The sequence below is a fragment of the Streptomyces sp. NPDC003393 genome (assembly GCF_053589015.1).
On sequence record NZ_JBSFRB010000008.1, the window covers coordinates 120,463 to 137,542 of the forward strand.

The window sequence follows — 17,080 nt, forward strand, 5'->3', positions numbered from 1 at the left end:
GCCCGCAAATCGGACACCCGCTCGGGTACGCAGCCGGACAAGGGCGCCGCGGCACGAGCCGAACAGGACGCCGGCCGCCGCGGCACGAGCCGAACAGGACACCAGGGGCATGGAACTGACGCTCCGCCCGCAAATCGGACACCCGCTCGGGTACGCAGCCGGACAAGGGCGCCGCGGCACGAGCCGAACAGGACGCCGGCCGCCGCGGCACGAGCCGAACAGAACTCCGAGGGCATGGAACTGACGCTCCGCCCGCAAATCGGACACCCGCTCGGGTACGCAACCGGACAAGGGCGCCGCCCTCCCCTACCCTCGTATCAAAGAGGCCGGTGTCCGTGCGGGGGAGGCGATCGTGTCCAGAGCAGGCACACGGCTGGGCCCCAGCGTGGTGGCCGTGATGTGCCTGGCGCTCATCGGCCCCAGCGCACACCGCGGGGAGCCCTCCGCCAGGGCGCTGCCCGCCGGCACCGCCACGGCTGTCGTGCCCGGCCGCGTCATGACATGGAACCTCTGCAATCCCTGCGGCGCACGCAACCTCGACCGGGCGGCACAGATAGCCGCCCACGCCCCCCAGCTCATCGCTCTGCAGGAGGCGTGCACACGTGACGTGAAGAGCATCCGGGACCACCTGGAGGAGTTCTACGGGCTGCGCTACCACCTCGCCCACGGGCCGGTCCTGCGCAGCTGGAGCCGGTGCGGAGGATGGCCGTGGAGTCCGGGAGGATACGGCCAGGCGGTACTCTCGGCGGCACCCATGACCGACCCCGTCACCGTGGAGTACCCCCACGGGGGCTCGGAGGACCGCGGATACATGGCGGTCACCACCCAAGTGGGCGGGCAGCGCGTCCGCGTCTTCAACACCCACCTCGCCGAACGGCGTCAGGAACACGTACGGGCGAAGCAGACCCGTGTCCTCGCCGCCGCGATCACCCGACACGACCACGCCATCGCGCTCGGCGACTTCAACGCCGTACCGGATGCCCCCGAACTCACCCCGATCTGGGCCCTGGCCACAGACACCTCCGCCCGGTGCCACCCCCCGTCCCACACCACCTGCGAGCCGACCACCCACTGGCACAGCAAGTTCGACTACATCTTCCTACGCGGCATCACCCCCATCGAGCACCACGTACAACCCACCCCACACTCCGACCACGACCCCCTGCACACCGACCTGCAGACACAGAACCACTGACCACCCCACCACACCCGAACAGGCACCCCACCAACCCCAAAAACACTTCCCAGAAACCACCCGACCGGCCACCCACACAGCCCCAGACCCAGCCCGACCAACGGTATGCCTCCTCAACGGCACGCTCCTGCCGATCGACAGCATTGCCACAGACCGATGCTCACGCGCGTTGCGAACATGGCGTCGCCGACGCCCTCACCGAGACCGGTGTCCATCGCTGGGCGGAAAGGCGTATCCGGGCGCGGGCAGCACGGTCCGTACCCCTGCGGAGACATAAATGACGTGTCAAGGACTTAGCTGCGACCGCAGATCAAACCGCTGCACATTCAGCAAAAGCAACTCCAGGAGTGTCAATCCGGACGTCACGGATGACAAACGTGACGCTCATCACTCATTCTTGGTGGGTAGCAGTGTTCGGCATCCTTCGCCGTCACGGCGTGATTCATCACGCGAGCCGCGAACACCTGCAGCTGGGCAACTGATGTAGTGTGCGCCCACTATGGCTCTTCAGGGATCGCTGGCTGTTTTGAGGCACCGTCCGTTCCGCATCTTCGCGTTTGCCCGAATTGTATCGATGAGCGGATCGGCAATGGCACCTGTCGCTTTGGCGTTCAGCGTGCTCGGGTTCGATAGCCGACCAAATTCTCTGGCGATCGTTCTGGCCAGCAACACCGTCCCTCAGCTGATCTTTTTGCTGGTGGGTGGCGTGGTGGCCGATAGATTCTCTCGACTCCGGCTCATCGTCCTCTGCAATCTCATGCTGGCCGTAACCCAGGCAGGAGTTGCGCTGCTCGTGGCCTCAGGCGCCGCGGACACCGCTCGAATCGCAGTGCTCGCAGCCGTCGCGGGCAGCGCGTCGGCCATGATGCAGCCGGCCATGAACGGTCTCCTGCCTCAACTTGTCGCCCCTGCCCAACTGCAGGAGGCGAACTCCTTGCTCCGCCTCCCGACGAACGTACTCAGAATCGTGGCTCCGGCTGTCGGAGGAGCGCTTGTCGCACTTATCGGTCCAGGATGGACCTTGGCATGGGATGCGGCCAGCTTCGCCATAGCTGCAGCACTGTGCAGCCGCCTCAATATATCTGGGACACCCAAGGCCGGCACTTCAGTAGTACGCGATTTCAAGGATGGATGGAAAGAATTCGCAAGCCGCGCCTGGCTGTGGTCCTACGTTCTTTCCGGAACAGTCGTCGTTGCCCTCTGGCTGGGCGGCTACCAGCTTCTCGGACCGGTGGCCATCCACGATCAGCACCGTAGTGCCGCCGTATGGGGGACCATTCAGGGAGCTTTTGCCGCCGGCCTGGTTGTAGGTGGCCTCATGTCCCTCAAGTGGAAGCCCTCCAGAATCATGGTCGTCTGCGTTTGCGCCAACCTTCCCCTAGCGCTGCCTCTGCTTGCACTGGCCGTTCATGCGCACCTCCTTGTTCTGGCAGTCTCGGCTTCTCTTGCGGGTATCGGCCTCGACATCGCCATCGTCTGCTGGAACACCGCCATACAGGAGCAGCTGCCCGAAGCAATGATCGGACGCGTCAGCTCGTTCAGTTCCATCGGCGAACTCGCGGCAGTGCCCCTTGGCTACATCCTGGTCGGTGTCACTGCAACCACCCTTGGAACCACCTACGTTCTGATCACAAGCGCCATCCTGATGACCGTGGCCACTCTCGTTCTCTTGTTTGCCCCGAGCGTATGGAATGTTCGTCGGGTCGCCACCAACCAAACGAATGAAGGCGCCCTCGCCTCCGCCTGATAGTTCGTCCCAGGGCGGAGCGACGAGCAGGACGTAGTTGAGATCCGGCGGAGAGGGCGTTTGCCTCATAAGGCATCGCTGTCCTCAGCCTCTTCGGCCCGTCGGCCCACGACGTCACCACGTGCGTACACAGCCAGGCCCCCTGCACTGATGCCACGACGACCTCAAACTCGAGGACCTCCTGGCAGGTGTGCACCGTCGTCGTGTCTCGAACTGGGAGTTGGCCAACCTCGCGCAAGGCAGAGTCGCTGTCTTCCCGTGTGCGCAGATGCCGGACCTTGGATGAGGTTACGGTCAGCCGGTGTTTGCGTCGCTCCATAGCGGTGCGCTCGGGTTTGCCGAAGGTGGCCAGCTGGTGATGTTTGCGATGCGCAGGTCGGGCGGGGCGCGGGTGCCAGTGCCGTGCACGGCATCGGCACCCGTGGGCGGTGGTGCGCGGGTCAGAAGCCGGGGAAGAGGGCTTCGAGGTCGGCCCGGGTGACGGCTCCGCTGGTCATGATGCTGTCGGTGGGCCGGGTACGGCCGTAGACGAGCCGGAGGACGGTCTCCGCGGTGCCGGTGACGGTGGCGGCTGGTTCGGCCGGCTCGCACGGATACAGATGGAGCTCGGCCCCGAGGTCCAGCAGCACGGTGCGCTCCGGGCCGGTGAGGTGAAGTGCGAGTTGTGCGGGGGCGAGGCGGGTGAGGGTGTCGGCGTCCCGGAAGCGGGTGGCGACCAGGTCCAGCCGCTCCCACAGCAACTCCACCTCCGCGTGTGGAATCGTCGCCTCCGGGCTGAGGGCGGCTTCGATGTCCCAGGCGTGGACGGAGTGTTCCGAGAGCCGGTAGCCGGCGTAGACGGGCACGCTGAGCGGTCCGGCGAAGTACGGCACGCGCACCGACTTTTGCTGTCGGGTGTCGAGGGAGTCCAGCAGGTCCAGGTGGCGGGCGTCGGCCGTCTGCCACGCCTCCCGCTGGGCGAGCGGGGACAGGGCGTTCCACCGCTCCCACACCGGCTCCACCTCCTGCCGGCTCGGTCCCCTCGTGTCGCCCGCGATGCCGCGCCGAAGCAGGGTGGTGGAGATTTCGGCGGCGCTGCCGAGATGGGACAGAACCTGGGCGATGCTCCATCCCTCGGCCGTCGAGGGCCGATTGAGGTCCTGCTCGGACAGGGAGGCGACGGTGTCGGCCAGGCGCGTGGAACTGGCGTGCAGGGCATGGAGCCAGGGGTCGAGCGTGCCGGGCTCGTCGACGATGGGTGTACGGGCGGTCATGTTTTGCCTCAGCTGCTCTGGTGGGCGAGGTCGGCGGCGGTGAGGCCTTCCAGGGCCATGCCGACCTGGAGGCCTTCGGCCATGCGGCGGCTGATGCGCTGGCGCAGGGTGACGGCGAGGTAGCGGGTGAGCAGCTGCGGCTTGGCGGCCAGGGTCTCGGCGAGTTCCTGGGCGCGGGGCAGCACCCTTTCCAGGGGGTGGACCTCGGCGACAGCGCCCCAGCGTTCGGCCTGTTCGGCCGTGAATGAGCCCTGGGTGAGGGTGAGGTGGCGGGCTCGGTTGACGCCGAGGGCTTCCTCCCAGGCGATCTGGATGCCGTCGCCGGGGACGATGCCGAAGGTCAGGTGGGGGAAGTCGGAGAAGACGGTGGTGTCGGCGGCGATCACGATGTCCGCGAGCAGGGCGTACTCGCTGTGGACGGAGGCCGGACCGTTGACCGCGGCGATGATGGGCATCTCCAGGTCGACCAAACGCTGGAGTACGCGGCGGCCCTCGGCGAGGGTGCGGTCCCACTGGGCGGGCTTGGTGATGTCGCCCAGGCTCGCACCGTCGATGTCGGTCATGAAACGGTCGCCGGTGCCGGTGAGGATGAGGACCCGGTTGTCGCGGTCCTCGCCGATCTCGAACAGTGCGCGGGGGAAATCGGTGTGGGTGGTGCCGGTGAAGGTGGCCGGGCCCCCATCGGTGTGGAAACGCAGCGTGAGCACGCCGGAGGCAGTGCGGCTCATCGCGAGGTTCTCGAACGCGGTGAAGTAGGACGGGTTCTGGTCGGACACAGAGGGCTCCTCGGTAACGGTCCGGGCGGTCGTTCCGCCCGGTGCCCTCTATTCGACTCCTGCCCAGGCGATTCGCACAGCGCCTGGCTAGCGCGGTTGACGAAGCCCCTATAAGCATCGGTGATGGCCTCGGGCGCCGAGCCGGTACGCCGCGCCCCGCGCCCGGTGCGCGAGCACGCGCGATCCGCCGTGGCGCACGGCCGCGAAGGTCTGTACCACTCTTCGGGCCCGGGCGGCCGCGGTATGCGGTCATCGATGGTGACATCCCCTCCCTTGCGGGGAGCGGCTTGGCCGGCCGCCGGGCGCCTGTGATGCGATGGGGGCATGGAGATCAGGGCGATGCGCGCTTTCGTGGCGGTGGTGGAGGAGGGCGGCATGTCCGCCGCGGCGCGGCGGCTGCATGTCAGCCAGTCCGCTCTGTCCCAGACGGTGAGCGCGCTGGAGCGCGAGCACGGGGTGCGACTGCTGGATCGCTCCTCCACCGGCGTGCGGCCCACGGATACCGGCCTGGTGCTGCTCGCCGAGGTCCGAGCCGTCCTGGCGCGCTACGACCAGGCGCAGGCGGTCATGGCCGCCCGCACCACACGCTCCCAAACCGCCTTGCGCATCGGCATCCCCTTGGAACTGCCGGCCGATCTGCTGTCCAGGGCGCTGCTGGACCTGGCTGCTGAATATCCCGCCACCCGTGTACAGGCACGGCACCTGTCCACCGCCGCGCAAGTCGCGCAGTTGCGGACCGGAGACCTCGACCTGGGCCTGCTGCGGGAACGCCCGCCGGGCAGAGACTTCGACGCCATGCTGGTCGTCCGGGAACACCTCGGCGTCCTGCTGGCAACGGAACGCGCCGCGGGGCTGGCCGGAGGCGACGGTATCCGTCTCGAGGCGCTGAACGACCTGGACTGGGTGGGCTTCCCCCGCGACGGCAGCCCCGCGTGGTACGACGAACTCACCGCGATCCTGCGCAGCCATGGCATCGACCCCGGCCCGCCCCTCCCCGAAGGGCAACCGCTGATCGCCGAGGTGAAACTCGCCTCCGTCAGCGCCGGTCACGCCTTTGCGCTGGCGCCTCCGGGCTGGTCTCAGCCCCTGCCCGACACCGTCACCTGGTTCCCGCTGGCCGGCCATCCCATCGTGCGGCGCACTTGGGCCGTATGGAACGCCGACTCCCACCGCCGCGACCTCGGTCACCTGATCGCCGTCCTCGACCAGCCCGACGCGAGGAAGGATCCCATAGGCAACGTGAGTTGAAGTCGGGTCATCGCCTGTCCCGGACGAGACGGTGTACGGCGACGCCGGGATTCATCTTCCGGCGGCCGGGACGAGGCCGGGGCGAAGCGGTAGGAGATCGACTCCGCCAGCGGCTTGCGCTTCGTGTTGTGGAAGGCCGCGATGCGCCACTCGCCGTCCTTCTGCCGGACCAACCCGTACGTCTGGATCTTGGTGAGCTTTCGTGGCCGACTGCCCTTGAAGGTTTCGCCGCGCCCGTTCACCACGGCCACGTCCGGTCCCAGGAAGAGGACATCGAGTACCTCGTTCGCAAGCTTGGTGCCCTTCTTGAACGGGCCCGGGTACGCGCGCCGCGGACCCCGAGGACCGCAGACGCGTCATCGTGGAGCCGATCCCGGACGCGCTCACCCGTATCGAGGAGGTCGTGGGCCCCGCCCGCCGTCACATCGCCGAGGTGCCGTCGCGCTACACCCCGGAGCAGCGCAACCTGCTCTTCGACTACTTCGAACACGCGGCGCCCGCGTTCCGGGCAGCCACCGAGGAGATCCGCAAGACCATGGCAGCGAGGAGCAAGAGGACCGCCCGGGCCGAGGACGGCTGCTGACAGCAAAGATGGGTGGAGGCGTTGGCGGAGCAGATGGACGACCTGGTGGTTCGTCGAGTACACGGTAGTTCTTGGACTCCTCGGCGACGAGGTGGCCGCGCGTGGGCACCAGGATGCCGTCCGCAGCGAAGCGATCGTGGGACATCGCTCAGGCGCATGGAGTAACCCCGGCGCAGGTCGGGCTGCGCCGCCACCTGCGGGCTGAGAACATCGTGACCCCCAAGTCAGCCGCCCAGACCGCATCCGGCAGAACCTTCGGCTTCGCAGTTCTGTCCTCGCGGACTTGACCGGGTCTGCATCCCGGCCCGGAACGATGCCCTCACCTGACACCGAAAACCTTCAAAGCACCGGTCCCGTCAGGCAAGACGGACAGCACCACTTACGCCGCAGCAGCGCCACCCGCCTCGACGAGAAGAACACATCATGCAGATCGATCTCTCCGGCCGCACCGCTCTGGTCACCGGCTCCACCCAGGGCATCGGCCTGGCCATCGCCACCGCTCTGGCCCGTGCGGGCGCCCGCGTCGTCGTCAACGGGCGCGGCGAGGAGCGCGTCGCCGGCGGAGTCAGCACCGTGCGTGCCGACTCCGGCAGCGACGACGTCACCGGTGCCGTGGGCGACCTCGCGACCGAGCAGGGTACCGCCGCCGTGCTGAAGGCGGTGCCCACGGTTGACATCCTCGTCAACAACCTCGGCATCTTCGGCACCGCCGCACCGCTGGAGATCGAGGACGCCGAATGGCGCCGCTACTTCGAGGTCAACGTCCTGTCCGCCGTCCGGCTCGTCCGCGCCTACCTGCCCGGCATGAAGGAACGCGGCTGGGGACGGATCCTCAACCTCGCCAGCGACTCGGCGGTGGTCATCCCCGCTGAGATGATCCACTACGGCATGACGAAGACCGCGCTGCTCGCCGTCAGCCGCGGGTTCGCCAAGGACGCGGCCGGCACAGGCGTCACTGTGAACTCCGTCATCGCCGGACCGACCCACACCGGTGGAGTCGAGGAGTTCGTCCGCGAGCTCGTCGGCAACAAGACGCCCTGGGACACCGCTCAACGGGAGTTCATGGTCAAGTACCGTCCCCAGTCCCTGCTGCAGCGCCTCATCGAGCCCGAGGAGATCGCCAACATGGTCGTATATCTCGCCTCGCCCCTCGCCTCCGCCACCACCGGTGGTGCCCTGCGCGTCGACGGCGGCTACGTCGACTCCATCCTCCCCTGATCCTCCTCAGCCAACTGCGCCCCCGCCCAGCCGAGTTTGCTACCTGAGAGGGTGATTCGCGAGTGAATACCCGTTTCGGGCTTGGCGTTGGGCGAGGCGGCCTGTGGGAGGGCGATGAGGCCGGGGCGCGTCCGCGTCTGTGGGCGCAAGCGACCCGGCTCGCCGTTCCCAGTCTGCGTAGTGAGGTCGCGGCGATGCCTCGAATCGGAGTACGCCGCAGGTCGTGGCTGGGGCACAATCTTGACTCATGGCCGCCTCCCAAGATCCCGCCACTCTGTATCCCGACGTTGCGGCTGAGGGCAGCCTTGCCGCGGCACTCCAGGCGGTAGCCGACAGGGACGGCCTTTCCGTGTCGTTCACGGTCTCCGAAAGGGTCCCGTTGCAAGCGGCTTCCGTCGCGAGCATGGCTCCGCGCCGGACCACTCTGGCCATCAGCGCCTGGGCGGTCGAACGGCGTTGGTCGATCCGCGGGTGCGAGTCATTCCAGGACATGGCGCTTGTCGAAGGAGACACGGACGAGCTGGCCCAAATCGTGCGGGCCGCGCATGCCTGGCACAACGGTAACGAGTTGACCGCCATTCGGGAGGCCGCTCCGTTCGTGCACCTCACGGGTCGCTTCGAGGTGGCCGACCACGATCCGGAGCGACTGACCGAATCAGAGTGGCAGCATCTGCTCACCGAGGCCGGCGAGGTGGATTGGCCCGAGTACCGCGCGCTGATCGAGGCGGCATACGCCGAGCCGGCACTGCGGAGGCTCTACCCCTTCACCAGCCACTGGGTCCTTCGGTTCTCCACCAGCACCCGTCCGCACCTCACCGTTGTCCGATTGTGCCTGACCGCTCATCGGCAGAAGCCATTCACCGTCAGCACCGACATGATGGACGAGGGCCTCGCCGAGGCGACGACGGCGGCAGAGGCCGTGTCGATCGCTGCCAGCCTCCTGCCTTCCGATCTCGGACCCGTCACGTTCGGAGCAGGGTGAACAAGCCAGGCTCGGACTCCGTAAGAATGCCGCGACTGACCGGGCGCTTGAGCCTGTGCCGTGTGCTCTCGATGTTCTTCGGGACGATGTCGAGGTCGAGGGCCTGGCACAGGTCACGGGCCCGCAGCGGATTGCGTGCCTCGGCGAAGGCGGCGAGGACCTGCTGGTAGGCGGGGTGCTGCGGGACAGCGGGCCGCGGGTCGGGTTCGTCGGCGGGGGTGCGCCGGTGCAGCATCAAGATCCCGTACGTGCGCTCGACCACCCATCTTTTCGTCTGCGGCACAAAGCCCCGTTCTGCCGGGTTGCGCTCGACGATCTCGACATCGATGCCCAGGGTGGGCGCCGTGCGCAACCACCGCGCTCTTGAAACCCCGCGCCAAGCGAGTGCGGGCCAGGGACGATCTTGCTGTCCATACCGGGCGATGTGCGCAAGTCCTACCCGGCAGCCGGGACTGGGCCTGCCTGCAGGTCCCGCCTCGCCCTCCCGAACGACGCCGTGAACGGCTTCCTCGGCCCTCAGGCTGTCGCGGGTGTGCCGACGGTGTACAGGTCCTTGACCTTGACCTCGGTGACGCCGCGTCCCTCCGGGAAGACCGCGCGCCAGTCGCCGATCACGTGCAGTTCGTCGGTGCCCATCGCGCGGACGACCATGAGGCCCTCGTCGTACGCGCGGTGCGCCTTCCACCACAGGTTCACGAAGGCCTGGGAGCGGATGAGGTGCATCCAGTCGGTGCGGTAGATCTCCCGGTTGTAGTTCGACTCCCCCATCGTGGAGACGAACTTCGAGTACATCGCCTTCACGTACTCCAGTGTCACCTCGTCGTTCTCCAAGATGGCCCGCTCCCGGGCATCCTTCAGTGCGATGCGGAACTTCTCCAGCAAGCTCTCCGTGGCCCCTGACGTCCAGGACTCGTGAATCTCCGGCGGGTCGCACAGCGCGTACTTCGGGCCTGCCAGACGCAGCAGCAGGCGCAGGGTCGGCTCGGTCACCCACAGCGGTCCGGGTTCGTCACGGCTGCCGATCGGGTTGGGCAGATAGGCGTCGTGCTCCCAGGCGGGCGGCGTGATGAGGTGGACGCCGGCGCGGCGACGGTCGTGGTGATTGCCCGTGGAGTGCTCCAACTGACCGATCGGCAGGTGCGTCTTGAGAGCGGACAGGTAGGCGCCATTGACGTCGAGTGCGGTCACCTCGTGCTCGCCCGGCGGCAGTTCGGAGCGCGACCACTTGGGCCGGGCCTCCCAGATCTGGTCGGGGCCGCGCGCGCTCTGCTTGCGCAGAATGTCGGGCAGCCACGGGTGGGCGACGATGTCGTACCGGCCGCCCTTGCGGCTCTCGTCCAGCAGCGCCATCGCGTCCGGGATGGCCCGCTTCACCAGCGCCGCGGTCGCCGCTTCGACGTCGCCGGAGTGCGCCGCGAGGGCGGCCGTGACGGCGGAGCCGATCACATCCGGGGTGTCGGCGGTCTTCAGACGGCGGCCGGCTGGCACGACCTCAACCCCCCGCGCAGCCTGGTCCTGTCCCCCGCCGAGCGCCGGCCGACGGGGCTCTCTGTCCGGCGCGGGCCTGGACGGCCGCGCGGGCTCGCGCGTCCGTGTGCGCTCGCCCGAACCGCAGTCGGCAGGGTTCAGGTGCTGCGGGAATCCCGCGACCTGGTGTGAGGCGGGCTGCCCGCACAGCACACAGGGCTGGAGCACGGACAACGCCTCGACGTCGTCGCCGTCGTCCTGACCGGTCTCCTGCTCCGTGGTGACGACTTCGACCTGGGTGTCGTCCGCAGCTTCCTCGGCGGGGGCCTGCTCAACCGCGGCGGCAGCCAATTTGGCCCGCGCGCCCTCGAGGAAGTACGCGTACTTCTCCCGTACGTCACCACTCGGGTCCCGTCCGGACTCCCAGCCCCCGATGGTGGACGGGCTGACATTCAGGGCCTGCGCGAGTTGTGCGCGCGAAAGGCTCAGGTCTTCACGCAGGGCGCGCCGCTCCTCGGCGGACGGCAGCGCGGCCTCCTTCTTGGCCGCGGCGAGCAGAGCGTCGATCGCCTCGAAATCCGCCATCAGGCTCCCCCGTTCCGTACGGCCGCAGCGCGGGCGGTGTCGACGCGGCGCCCTTGACCGCGACGGCGCTCTTCGGGCAGCGCCTCCGAGGCGCGGGTGGGTCCCGCCAGGAGTTCGAGGACATCGATGCCGTAGTGCGCGGCGACCGCGTCGCAGTCGGCCAGGCTCCATGCCGCTGTGCCGGACTGCCGGCGGCTCACCTGGGCTTGGCTCACTCCCAGGGACGCGGCGAGGTCGGTCTGCGACTCGCCGGTCGCGTGCAGGAGCGCGGCCACAGAAGACCGCACCCGCTCGTCGAGGCTCATGCGCATAGCGATGACCATAGCAGGGGAGACTGATGAATCATGCGGATTTCGCATCGGCAGTTCTGCTGAGGTATGACTCGGTCGACCGCATTCGGCGCCATGCGGGATCATGCGGTTGCCGAGCAGTCGAAGAGCCATTGGTACTCGCCCAGCCACCAGGTCGTCATCGACGCCGACACCCGGCTCGTTGTCGCCGCCGGCGGGCCGGTTGCGGGCGACCGCGGGACAACTTCCGCCCCATGCAAGACGTGAGAGGTTCAAGGGGAGCGGCTGCCTGACGGCTCCGGCTCAGAGACGTCAGTCGATACAGAACTCGTTGCCCTCGATGTCCAGCATCGGAATGCACGAGTCGTTGCCGTCATACAGTGTTCGCACGTGTACCGCGCCCAGCGGGACGAGTCGTGCGCATTCGGCCTCGAGTGCGGCGAGGCGCTCTTCGCCCACGAGTCCGGTGCCGACCCGCACATCGAGATGCACCCGGTTCTTGGCGGCCTTCCCCTCGGGGACACGCTGGAAGTACAGCCGCGGGCCCACACCTGAGGGATCTATGCAGGCGAACCATGAATCCCGCTGCTGGGGTGGCTGCGACTGCTCGAACTCGTCCCAGGTGGCAAACCCCTCCGGAGGCGGCGGTACGACGTACCCCAACACCTCGCACCAGAAGCGAGCGAGACGTTCAGGTTCCGCGCAGTCGAAGGTGACTTGAAACTTCTTGATCGCTGACATCGGCGCACCATAGCAGGGGGTGCCGCCGCTGGATGGACCCGCCTGCGGGCCGTCGTGCTCTGAGCCACATGGCGGCGGAGCTCACCCGTAGTTCCCCAGGATCCCGTCCTGATCGAATACCGTCGCGCCAAGATCAGGCAACCCATAGAGTGCGGCCGTGGAGATCACCTACGAACGCTTCGAGTCGACCGACGCAGAAGAACTCGTCGCCCTCCTCTCGGGCGACACGTGGCCGTTCCACGGCTCGGACGTCGTCGATCAGGCCCAAGCGCGGCAGTGGATCGGGGATGGCCGCTATGACGGCCGGGACGACCGGGCGTTCTGGATCACGGTTGCCGGTGAGCGAGCCGGCCTGGTCCGGCTGATGGACCTGTCCGACAACACGCCGCTGTTCGATCTGCGGATCAGCTCCGAGCACCGAGGGCGGGGCCTCGGAGGACAGGCCCTGACGTGGCTCACCAAGTACGTGTTCACCGAGTTCCCCGAGGTCCAGAGGATCGAGGGCACCACGCGTCAGGACAACGTAGCGATGCGCCGCGCTTTTCGGAGGTGTGGTTACGTCAAGGAGGCGCACTACCGCGACGCGTGGCCGGCAGCCGACGGCACGGTGCATGACGCCGTCGCGTACGCGATTCTGCGACGTGACTGGCTCTCTGGCAGCGCAACGGTTCCTGACTGGAACGACGAGCGCATCCTCGAAGCGGGTGGCGATTGACAAGGGTGCCGCGGGCTTTTCGCGCTCGACCAGCGCGCCGTTCTCGAATCTTGCGTCGGAGCGGACCAGGGCAATCAGATGGGCTCCGGTGATCGCACGCCGGCGCTCCTCGGTGGACTCGGCCGACTGGAACACCCTCGCGAGGGCCGCGACCGGCTGCCGATCCCGTACGTGACTTCGAACAACCACCATTGCGTCGAGGGACTCCCACGCCCCCTGCATCCGCGGTGTCCTCGACTGGATCGGCATCACGGAGGTAGGGACTCCTTGCACAGCGGGCCCCTCTCCCGGCCGTCGACGCTGGCCGGGGGCGGTGCCGCGGACTCTGCGCCGCACCCGACCGGGTCTGGCATCCCCGTGGCCCTCGGGCGGCTGCTGCCGGCGGCGGCGATGCTGCCGATGCCGCCGGTGGGAGTGGGCGTCGGCCATCCGACGGACGTGCTGCCTGCCGTACGGATCACGGACACCGGCATGGTCACGTCAGTCACCGGGCGAGCGGGCATGACGGCGGGTGCTCTGGATTTGTCACACGACACTCGCTGGAGACAGGCTGCTCCTGACGTACCGTCCACTCATGAACCGGGATGGGACGTTGACTGTCGCATCTGTTCCCTTCGCGGAGCCTTCGTTCCGTCGAGTCGGTCACGGACGTGGGGTACGGCTTGCTGCGGCTCACCGCGCTGAACGTCGAGGTCGGCTACGTCCATGGTCGCGAACCTAGCTCGGGCAGCCGACTCGCTCGCCGCACCGCTCAATTGATCCCCCGGCCGCCCCTCCACCCGCGTCATCGCCTCACGAGCGCGCCCCGGGTCTCGCTGCTGGACGCGTCCCGGATCTTGCGGGAGAGCGGGCGGTACCCACGCCGTGCGCTCCGCTCCCACGCGCGAGGGGGTACCGCCCCGACAGACACGGCGTGAGGGCCGTGTCCGGTGGCCGTCGCCCCGTCCCTTGGGCGCGGCCTCCCTGCGCCACCTCCATGTCCTGGACGGCGCGGGTGTCCTTCAGAGTTTTGTCCGCGAGGTGCATGCGGGGCGCCGCGCGCGGGCGCGCGGGCAGACCGGCCGAGGTCGCCCGGATCTGGCGGGCAGAGCTGAGTGCTGGGTCGTCATGGCCCGATCGTCACACTCAAGGACCATCGGTGCATGCCTCGGATCCGGTCCTCACGCCGCGCCGTGCCGGCCGTCGCTCTCCAGCACGCGACGGTGTCTGCCGTGCCCCGGGCCTTGCGGGGGAGCAAGTTGTTCGTGGGCGCGCGGACCCCGGTGACGGCCGGTACCAACGGCACTCACCTCGCCCGACACGTCGTCGGTGGCCAGGAAAACGGTACAGATGAACATCGTGAGGACTCCGGGTTCTGCTGGTGGCGCCGGGGCGCTTCTCAGGCCTTGTGGTCGTTCTGCTTCTGGCTGTCGAGGACCTGGTTGACGTACCAGTGCCAGGCGTCGACCTGATAGCTGTGGTGGCCTGTCAGGACGATGACCCACTTGCCGTCGATCCAGCGGAACCAACGGTGGCCGTCGTAGCGATAGTGGTGGCCATGGTCGTGGCTGTCCCAGTACCAGTAGCCGTCCTTCCCGTCGTGCCCGTTGCCCCAGTGCCCCCTGCCGTCGTGGTGGTGATGCCCGCCGTCACGGTCCGCGGGGGCTGCGACGGCCACCCGCCCCACCGGCTTGGCGGGAAGAGAGGTCGCGGATGCGGCGCCGGCCGTGCCGACGAGGGCGACGCCGACCGCCGCCAGCGAGGCAGTGGTGGTGGCGATGCGGCGAATCAGCTTGTTCATGTCTGTCTCCTTGTGCGCCCGCCTTCGGCGGCGGAACGACGGAACGTACGTGTGCGGCCGGTCCGCGAAGCGAGGTGTGCCGTGAACGCGCGGTGAGTGGTTGACCAAGGTGGTCTGGTTCACCACCGCGACGCTCACCGCCGCACGCCCTTGAAGCTAGCAGATGATTGATAAGCCTCAATGATTTCTCAGATGTGACGATCGGCTCACCTGAATCTTGCCGTCGACGGGAATCAACCCACGGCCAACGAGCAGACGATCACCTGGGACCGGGACGGCCCTCGTGCGCACGAAGGCTTCTGGTGCACCGATCCTCACGGCGGGGAGCCTCGGCATACAGGGAGGCTTCTTCCTGGGATTCGGTTCCTGGGATAGCCAGTGCCAGGTACGGCGAGGGGCGGGCCGGAGAAGTGGAGGCAGGCGGGGGCAACTGGAGCACTCTGCGAGCCGCCTGCGCCGCCGACCGTGGCGGGAATCGGCCAGCGCGACCCGCCACAGCCAGGGGCCTGTGCAGCGGAGTGACTCGCCCCCTGCTCAGGACAGCACGCTAGCCGTTGTCGACCATAGGTAGTTTATGGATGTCAATGGTTATGTTCTTGATAGCATGGACTTATGACAGTGAACGAAACCGTGACCCAGGCAGCCGAGAGCGACCCGCTGCAGCGGCTCGGGTTCCTGCTCGCTCGGCACGGCGCCATCGCGAACAGCCGCGTTCACCATGCCTTCGAGACATGCGGGCTGGCCACACGCCAGGGCACGACACTGATGCTCCTGGGCACATCCGGGTCCATGGGGCAGCAGGCCCTCGCGGCGGCTCTGGAGGTCGACCCGAGCGTCCTCGTCGGGATCCTGAACGGTCTGGAGAGCGCCGGGCTCGTCGAGCGTCGTCGCGATACCGCCGACCGACGGCGCCACATCGTGGCCATCACCGATGAAGGCCGTTGCCTGCTGACCAAGGCGCAGGATGCCGTGACCGAGGTCGAGCAGGGTCTCTTCGCCGATCTGTCCCCGGAGGAGATCACGGCACTTCGCGGCCTGCTGGCCAAGGTCCGTACGACACCGGGCGATCCGGTCTGCACCGAGCAATGACCGTCAGGTGAGCGCAACGCGACGGCCTGCCGAGGGACGACTTCGGCAGGCCGTCGGCACATCTCTGCCGGCAGGCGCCGACAGGCCGTTCCACTGTGCCACGCCACGGTGACGACTCGTGATCGAACGGCGCCGCGAGGCCCGCGGGAGCCCCGGTCATCGCAGACCGTCACGCCGGCACACCCGGCCGCGACCGTCAGGCCCAGTCACTCAGCCACCCGCGCTCCGCCGCCAGCAGCGCGATCTGGAACCGGGTCCGGGCGCCGAGCAGGGTACCCGCGTCGCTGACATGTTTCTGTACGGTACGGCGGCTCACCTTGAGCACGCGGGCGATCGTCTCGTCCTTCATGCCGGTCGCCATCAGATGCAGTATTTCCCGTGTCCGCCGGTCCGGCTCCACGGCCATCAGGCCGCGCTTCCACACCGGACCGTCATGCCGGGTCTCCAGTGACACGGGCTCGGCGCGCTCCCACACGCTCTCGAACAGCGCCACCAGCGCCACCACCAGCGCGGGAGAGTGCACCACCAAAGAACCCGCCGCCGGACGGTCCCCGCGCACCGGCAGTAGAGCCGCCGCCCGGTCGAACACCACCAACTTCACCGGCAGTCGGGACGCCAGCCGCAGTTCCCCGCCCTGGTCCGTCCCGCGCAGCGCCGTGTCGAGGGACTGTGCGTCGGTGAAGCCGTCCGTGTCGTACACCGATCGCATCCGCACTCCGTGCGCCACCGCGAACTCCCCGCCGGACGCCTCCGAATGCGTCACATACGGCGGCTTCGCCAGGTGCAGGACCTCGATCGAACTCCCCTTCAGCAGCTGGCCGTAGCGCGCGGACACCTCGTCCTCGCGCTCCAGCACCTCCACCAGATGCGCGGCGCGCGGCCCGGACATCTCCTCGTACACCTCGTGGAGCCGCTCCACCAGCCCTTCGGCGCGGGCCAGTTCGGCACGCCGCCGGGCCAGCAGGGCGCCGAGCGCAGGCCGCGGGGGGCCGGCCGCCCACCGCGGTGCGGTGCCGTCGATCCGCAGCACCAGTGAGAAGTCGGCAAGGATGCGCAGTGCTCGTTCGGCCTCGGCGGAGGACACCCCGACCGCCCCCGCAATGTCGGTGACGTCCGCCGACGGCACGGCGACCAGGTGCTCAAGCACCTGCCCGGCCAGTGGATCCAGACCCGTGACAGCCCACGAGTCGTCCACCGTTCCGTCCATACGTTCCGACACTCCCGTGGTTGGTGACGCAGAGCTTGGCGAACGACTCGCCGAACCCGCCGACCAGGACGACATCGTGGTGCCCGCTCCCCATCTTCCCCATGACTCGTCTCACAGCATGCGGGCGGCCGCCGAAGCCGCCTGTCCCCGAGCCGCAACACGGCCGCCCCGAAGGGCTGCTCACGGCCGACCACTTGTCCCTGG

Annotated in this window: 15 protein-coding genes and 2 pseudogenes; 9 read left to right on the top strand and 8 right to left on the bottom strand. The window is 68.2% G+C overall.

From position 1 onward, the window contains the following. Window positions 1-397 precede the first annotated feature (397 nt). The gene (locus ACWDUZ_RS11180) at window positions 398-1,195 is read left to right on the top strand and encodes an endonuclease/exonuclease/phosphatase family protein (RefSeq protein ID WP_451631669.1); all 798 of its coding nucleotides are present in this window, start codon (window positions 398-400) and stop codon (window positions 1,193-1,195) included. A 499-nt stretch (window positions 1,196-1,694) separates the two neighbouring features. Further along, window positions 1,695-2,942 (top strand): MFS transporter, encoded by a 1,248-nt coding sequence (locus tag ACWDUZ_RS11185; RefSeq protein ID WP_451631541.1) that lies wholly within the window; start codon window positions 1,695-1,697, stop codon window positions 2,940-2,942. A gap of 440 nt (window positions 2,943-3,382) precedes the next feature. On the opposite strand, the gene ACWDUZ_RS11190 is transcribed toward ACWDUZ_RS11185, so the two are convergent. Both ACWDUZ_RS11190 and ACWDUZ_RS11195 read right to left on the bottom strand, forming a co-directional pair. Then, entirely contained in the window at window positions 3,383-4,195 is an 813-nt protein-coding gene (locus ACWDUZ_RS11190; RefSeq protein WP_451631542.1) for a maleylpyruvate isomerase family mycothiol-dependent enzyme, read from the bottom strand. A gap of 8 nt (window positions 4,196-4,203) precedes the next feature. After that, a complete protein-coding gene (locus ACWDUZ_RS11195) occupies window positions 4,204-4,971 on the bottom strand; it encodes an enoyl-CoA hydratase/isomerase family protein (protein WP_451631543.1) in 768 nt (255 codons plus the stop codon). A gap of 339 nt (window positions 4,972-5,310) precedes the next feature. Between ACWDUZ_RS11195 and ACWDUZ_RS11200 the strand changes: the two genes are divergently transcribed. The 4 genes from ACWDUZ_RS11200 (at window position 5,311) to ACWDUZ_RS11215 (ending at window position 9,002) form a co-directional block, all read left to right on the top strand. Further along, on the top strand, window positions 5,311-6,219 hold the full coding sequence (locus ACWDUZ_RS11200; protein WP_451631544.1) for a LysR family transcriptional regulator: 909 nt from the start codon (window positions 5,311-5,313) through the stop codon (window positions 6,217-6,219). A gap of 361 nt (window positions 6,220-6,580) precedes the next feature. Beyond that, on the top strand, window positions 6,581-6,802 hold the full coding sequence (locus tag ACWDUZ_RS11205) for a hypothetical protein (protein ID WP_451631545.1): 222 nt from the start codon (window positions 6,581-6,583) through the stop codon (window positions 6,800-6,802). A 423-nt stretch (window positions 6,803-7,225) separates the two neighbouring features. Beyond that, the gene (locus ACWDUZ_RS11210) at window positions 7,226-8,020 is read left to right on the top strand and encodes an SDR family NAD(P)-dependent oxidoreductase (RefSeq protein WP_451631546.1); all 795 of its coding nucleotides are present in this window, start codon (window positions 7,226-7,228) and stop codon (window positions 8,018-8,020) included. Between the two features lie 247 nt (window positions 8,021-8,267). Continuing rightward, complete coding sequence (locus tag ACWDUZ_RS11215) at window positions 8,268-9,002, top strand: DUF6193 family natural product biosynthesis protein (protein WP_451631547.1); 735 nt, start codon at window positions 8,268-8,270, stop codon at window positions 9,000-9,002. Window positions 9,003-9,210: 208 nt separating this feature from the next. Here the strand turns inward: ACWDUZ_RS11215 and ACWDUZ_RS11220 are convergent. The 3 genes and pseudogenes from ACWDUZ_RS11220 to ACWDUZ_RS11230 form a co-directional block, all read right to left on the bottom strand. Then, window positions 9,211-9,376 (bottom strand): annotated as a pseudogene (locus ACWDUZ_RS11220) (IS5/IS1182 family transposase); the annotation flags it as partial. Between the two features lie 142 nt (window positions 9,377-9,518). Continuing rightward, the gene (locus tag ACWDUZ_RS11225) at window positions 9,519-11,054 is read right to left on the bottom strand and encodes a helix-turn-helix domain-containing protein (protein ID WP_451631548.1); all 1,536 of its coding nucleotides are present in this window, start codon (window positions 11,052-11,054) and stop codon (window positions 9,519-9,521) included. Then, window positions 11,054-11,365, bottom strand: coding sequence for a helix-turn-helix domain-containing protein (locus ACWDUZ_RS11230; protein ID WP_451631549.1), 312 nt, complete (start codon window positions 11,363-11,365; stop codon window positions 11,054-11,056). The genes ACWDUZ_RS11225 and ACWDUZ_RS11230 overlap by 1 nt, the downstream gene beginning before the upstream one ends. Before the next feature lie 96 nt (window positions 11,366-11,461). Between ACWDUZ_RS11230 and ACWDUZ_RS11235 the strand changes: the two are divergent. Next, a pseudogene (locus ACWDUZ_RS11235) lies at window positions 11,462-11,596 on the top strand (IS5/IS1182 family transposase); the annotation flags it as partial. 60 nt (window positions 11,597-11,656) lie between these two features. On the opposite strand, the gene ACWDUZ_RS11240 reads toward ACWDUZ_RS11235, so the two are convergent. After that, window positions 11,657-12,085: a VOC family protein gene (locus tag ACWDUZ_RS11240; protein WP_451631550.1), complete on the bottom strand. Its 429-nt coding sequence runs from the start codon at window positions 12,083-12,085 to the stop codon at window positions 11,657-11,659. Window positions 12,086-12,242: 157 nt separating this feature from the next. Here ACWDUZ_RS11240 and ACWDUZ_RS11245 point away from each other — a divergent pair, with 157 nt between their 5' ends. After that, window positions 12,243-12,800 carry a GNAT family N-acetyltransferase gene (locus ACWDUZ_RS11245; RefSeq protein WP_451631551.1) on the top strand — a complete coding sequence of 186 codons (558 nt, stop codon included), beginning with the start codon at window positions 12,243-12,245 and terminating at the stop codon, window positions 12,798-12,800. Window positions 12,801-14,178: 1,378 nt separating this feature from the next. Here ACWDUZ_RS11245 and ACWDUZ_RS11250 read toward each other — a convergent pair. Then, window positions 14,179-14,580 (bottom strand): hypothetical protein, encoded by a 402-nt coding sequence (locus tag ACWDUZ_RS11250; RefSeq protein WP_451631552.1) that lies wholly within the window; start codon window positions 14,578-14,580, stop codon window positions 14,179-14,181. A 612-nt stretch (window positions 14,581-15,192) separates the two neighbouring features. Here ACWDUZ_RS11250 and ACWDUZ_RS11255 point away from each other — a divergent pair. Further along, window positions 15,193-15,669, top strand: a complete 477-nt coding sequence (locus ACWDUZ_RS11255) for a MarR family winged helix-turn-helix transcriptional regulator (RefSeq protein WP_451631553.1) — start codon at window positions 15,193-15,195, stop codon at window positions 15,667-15,669. A 196-nt stretch (window positions 15,670-15,865) separates the two neighbouring features. Here the strand turns inward: ACWDUZ_RS11255 and ACWDUZ_RS11260 are convergent, their stop codons facing one another. Then, window positions 15,866-16,876 (bottom strand): LuxR C-terminal-related transcriptional regulator, encoded by a 1,011-nt coding sequence (locus tag ACWDUZ_RS11260; protein WP_451631554.1) that lies wholly within the window; start codon window positions 16,874-16,876, stop codon window positions 15,866-15,868. Between the last annotated feature and the right edge of the window lie 204 nt (window positions 16,877-17,080).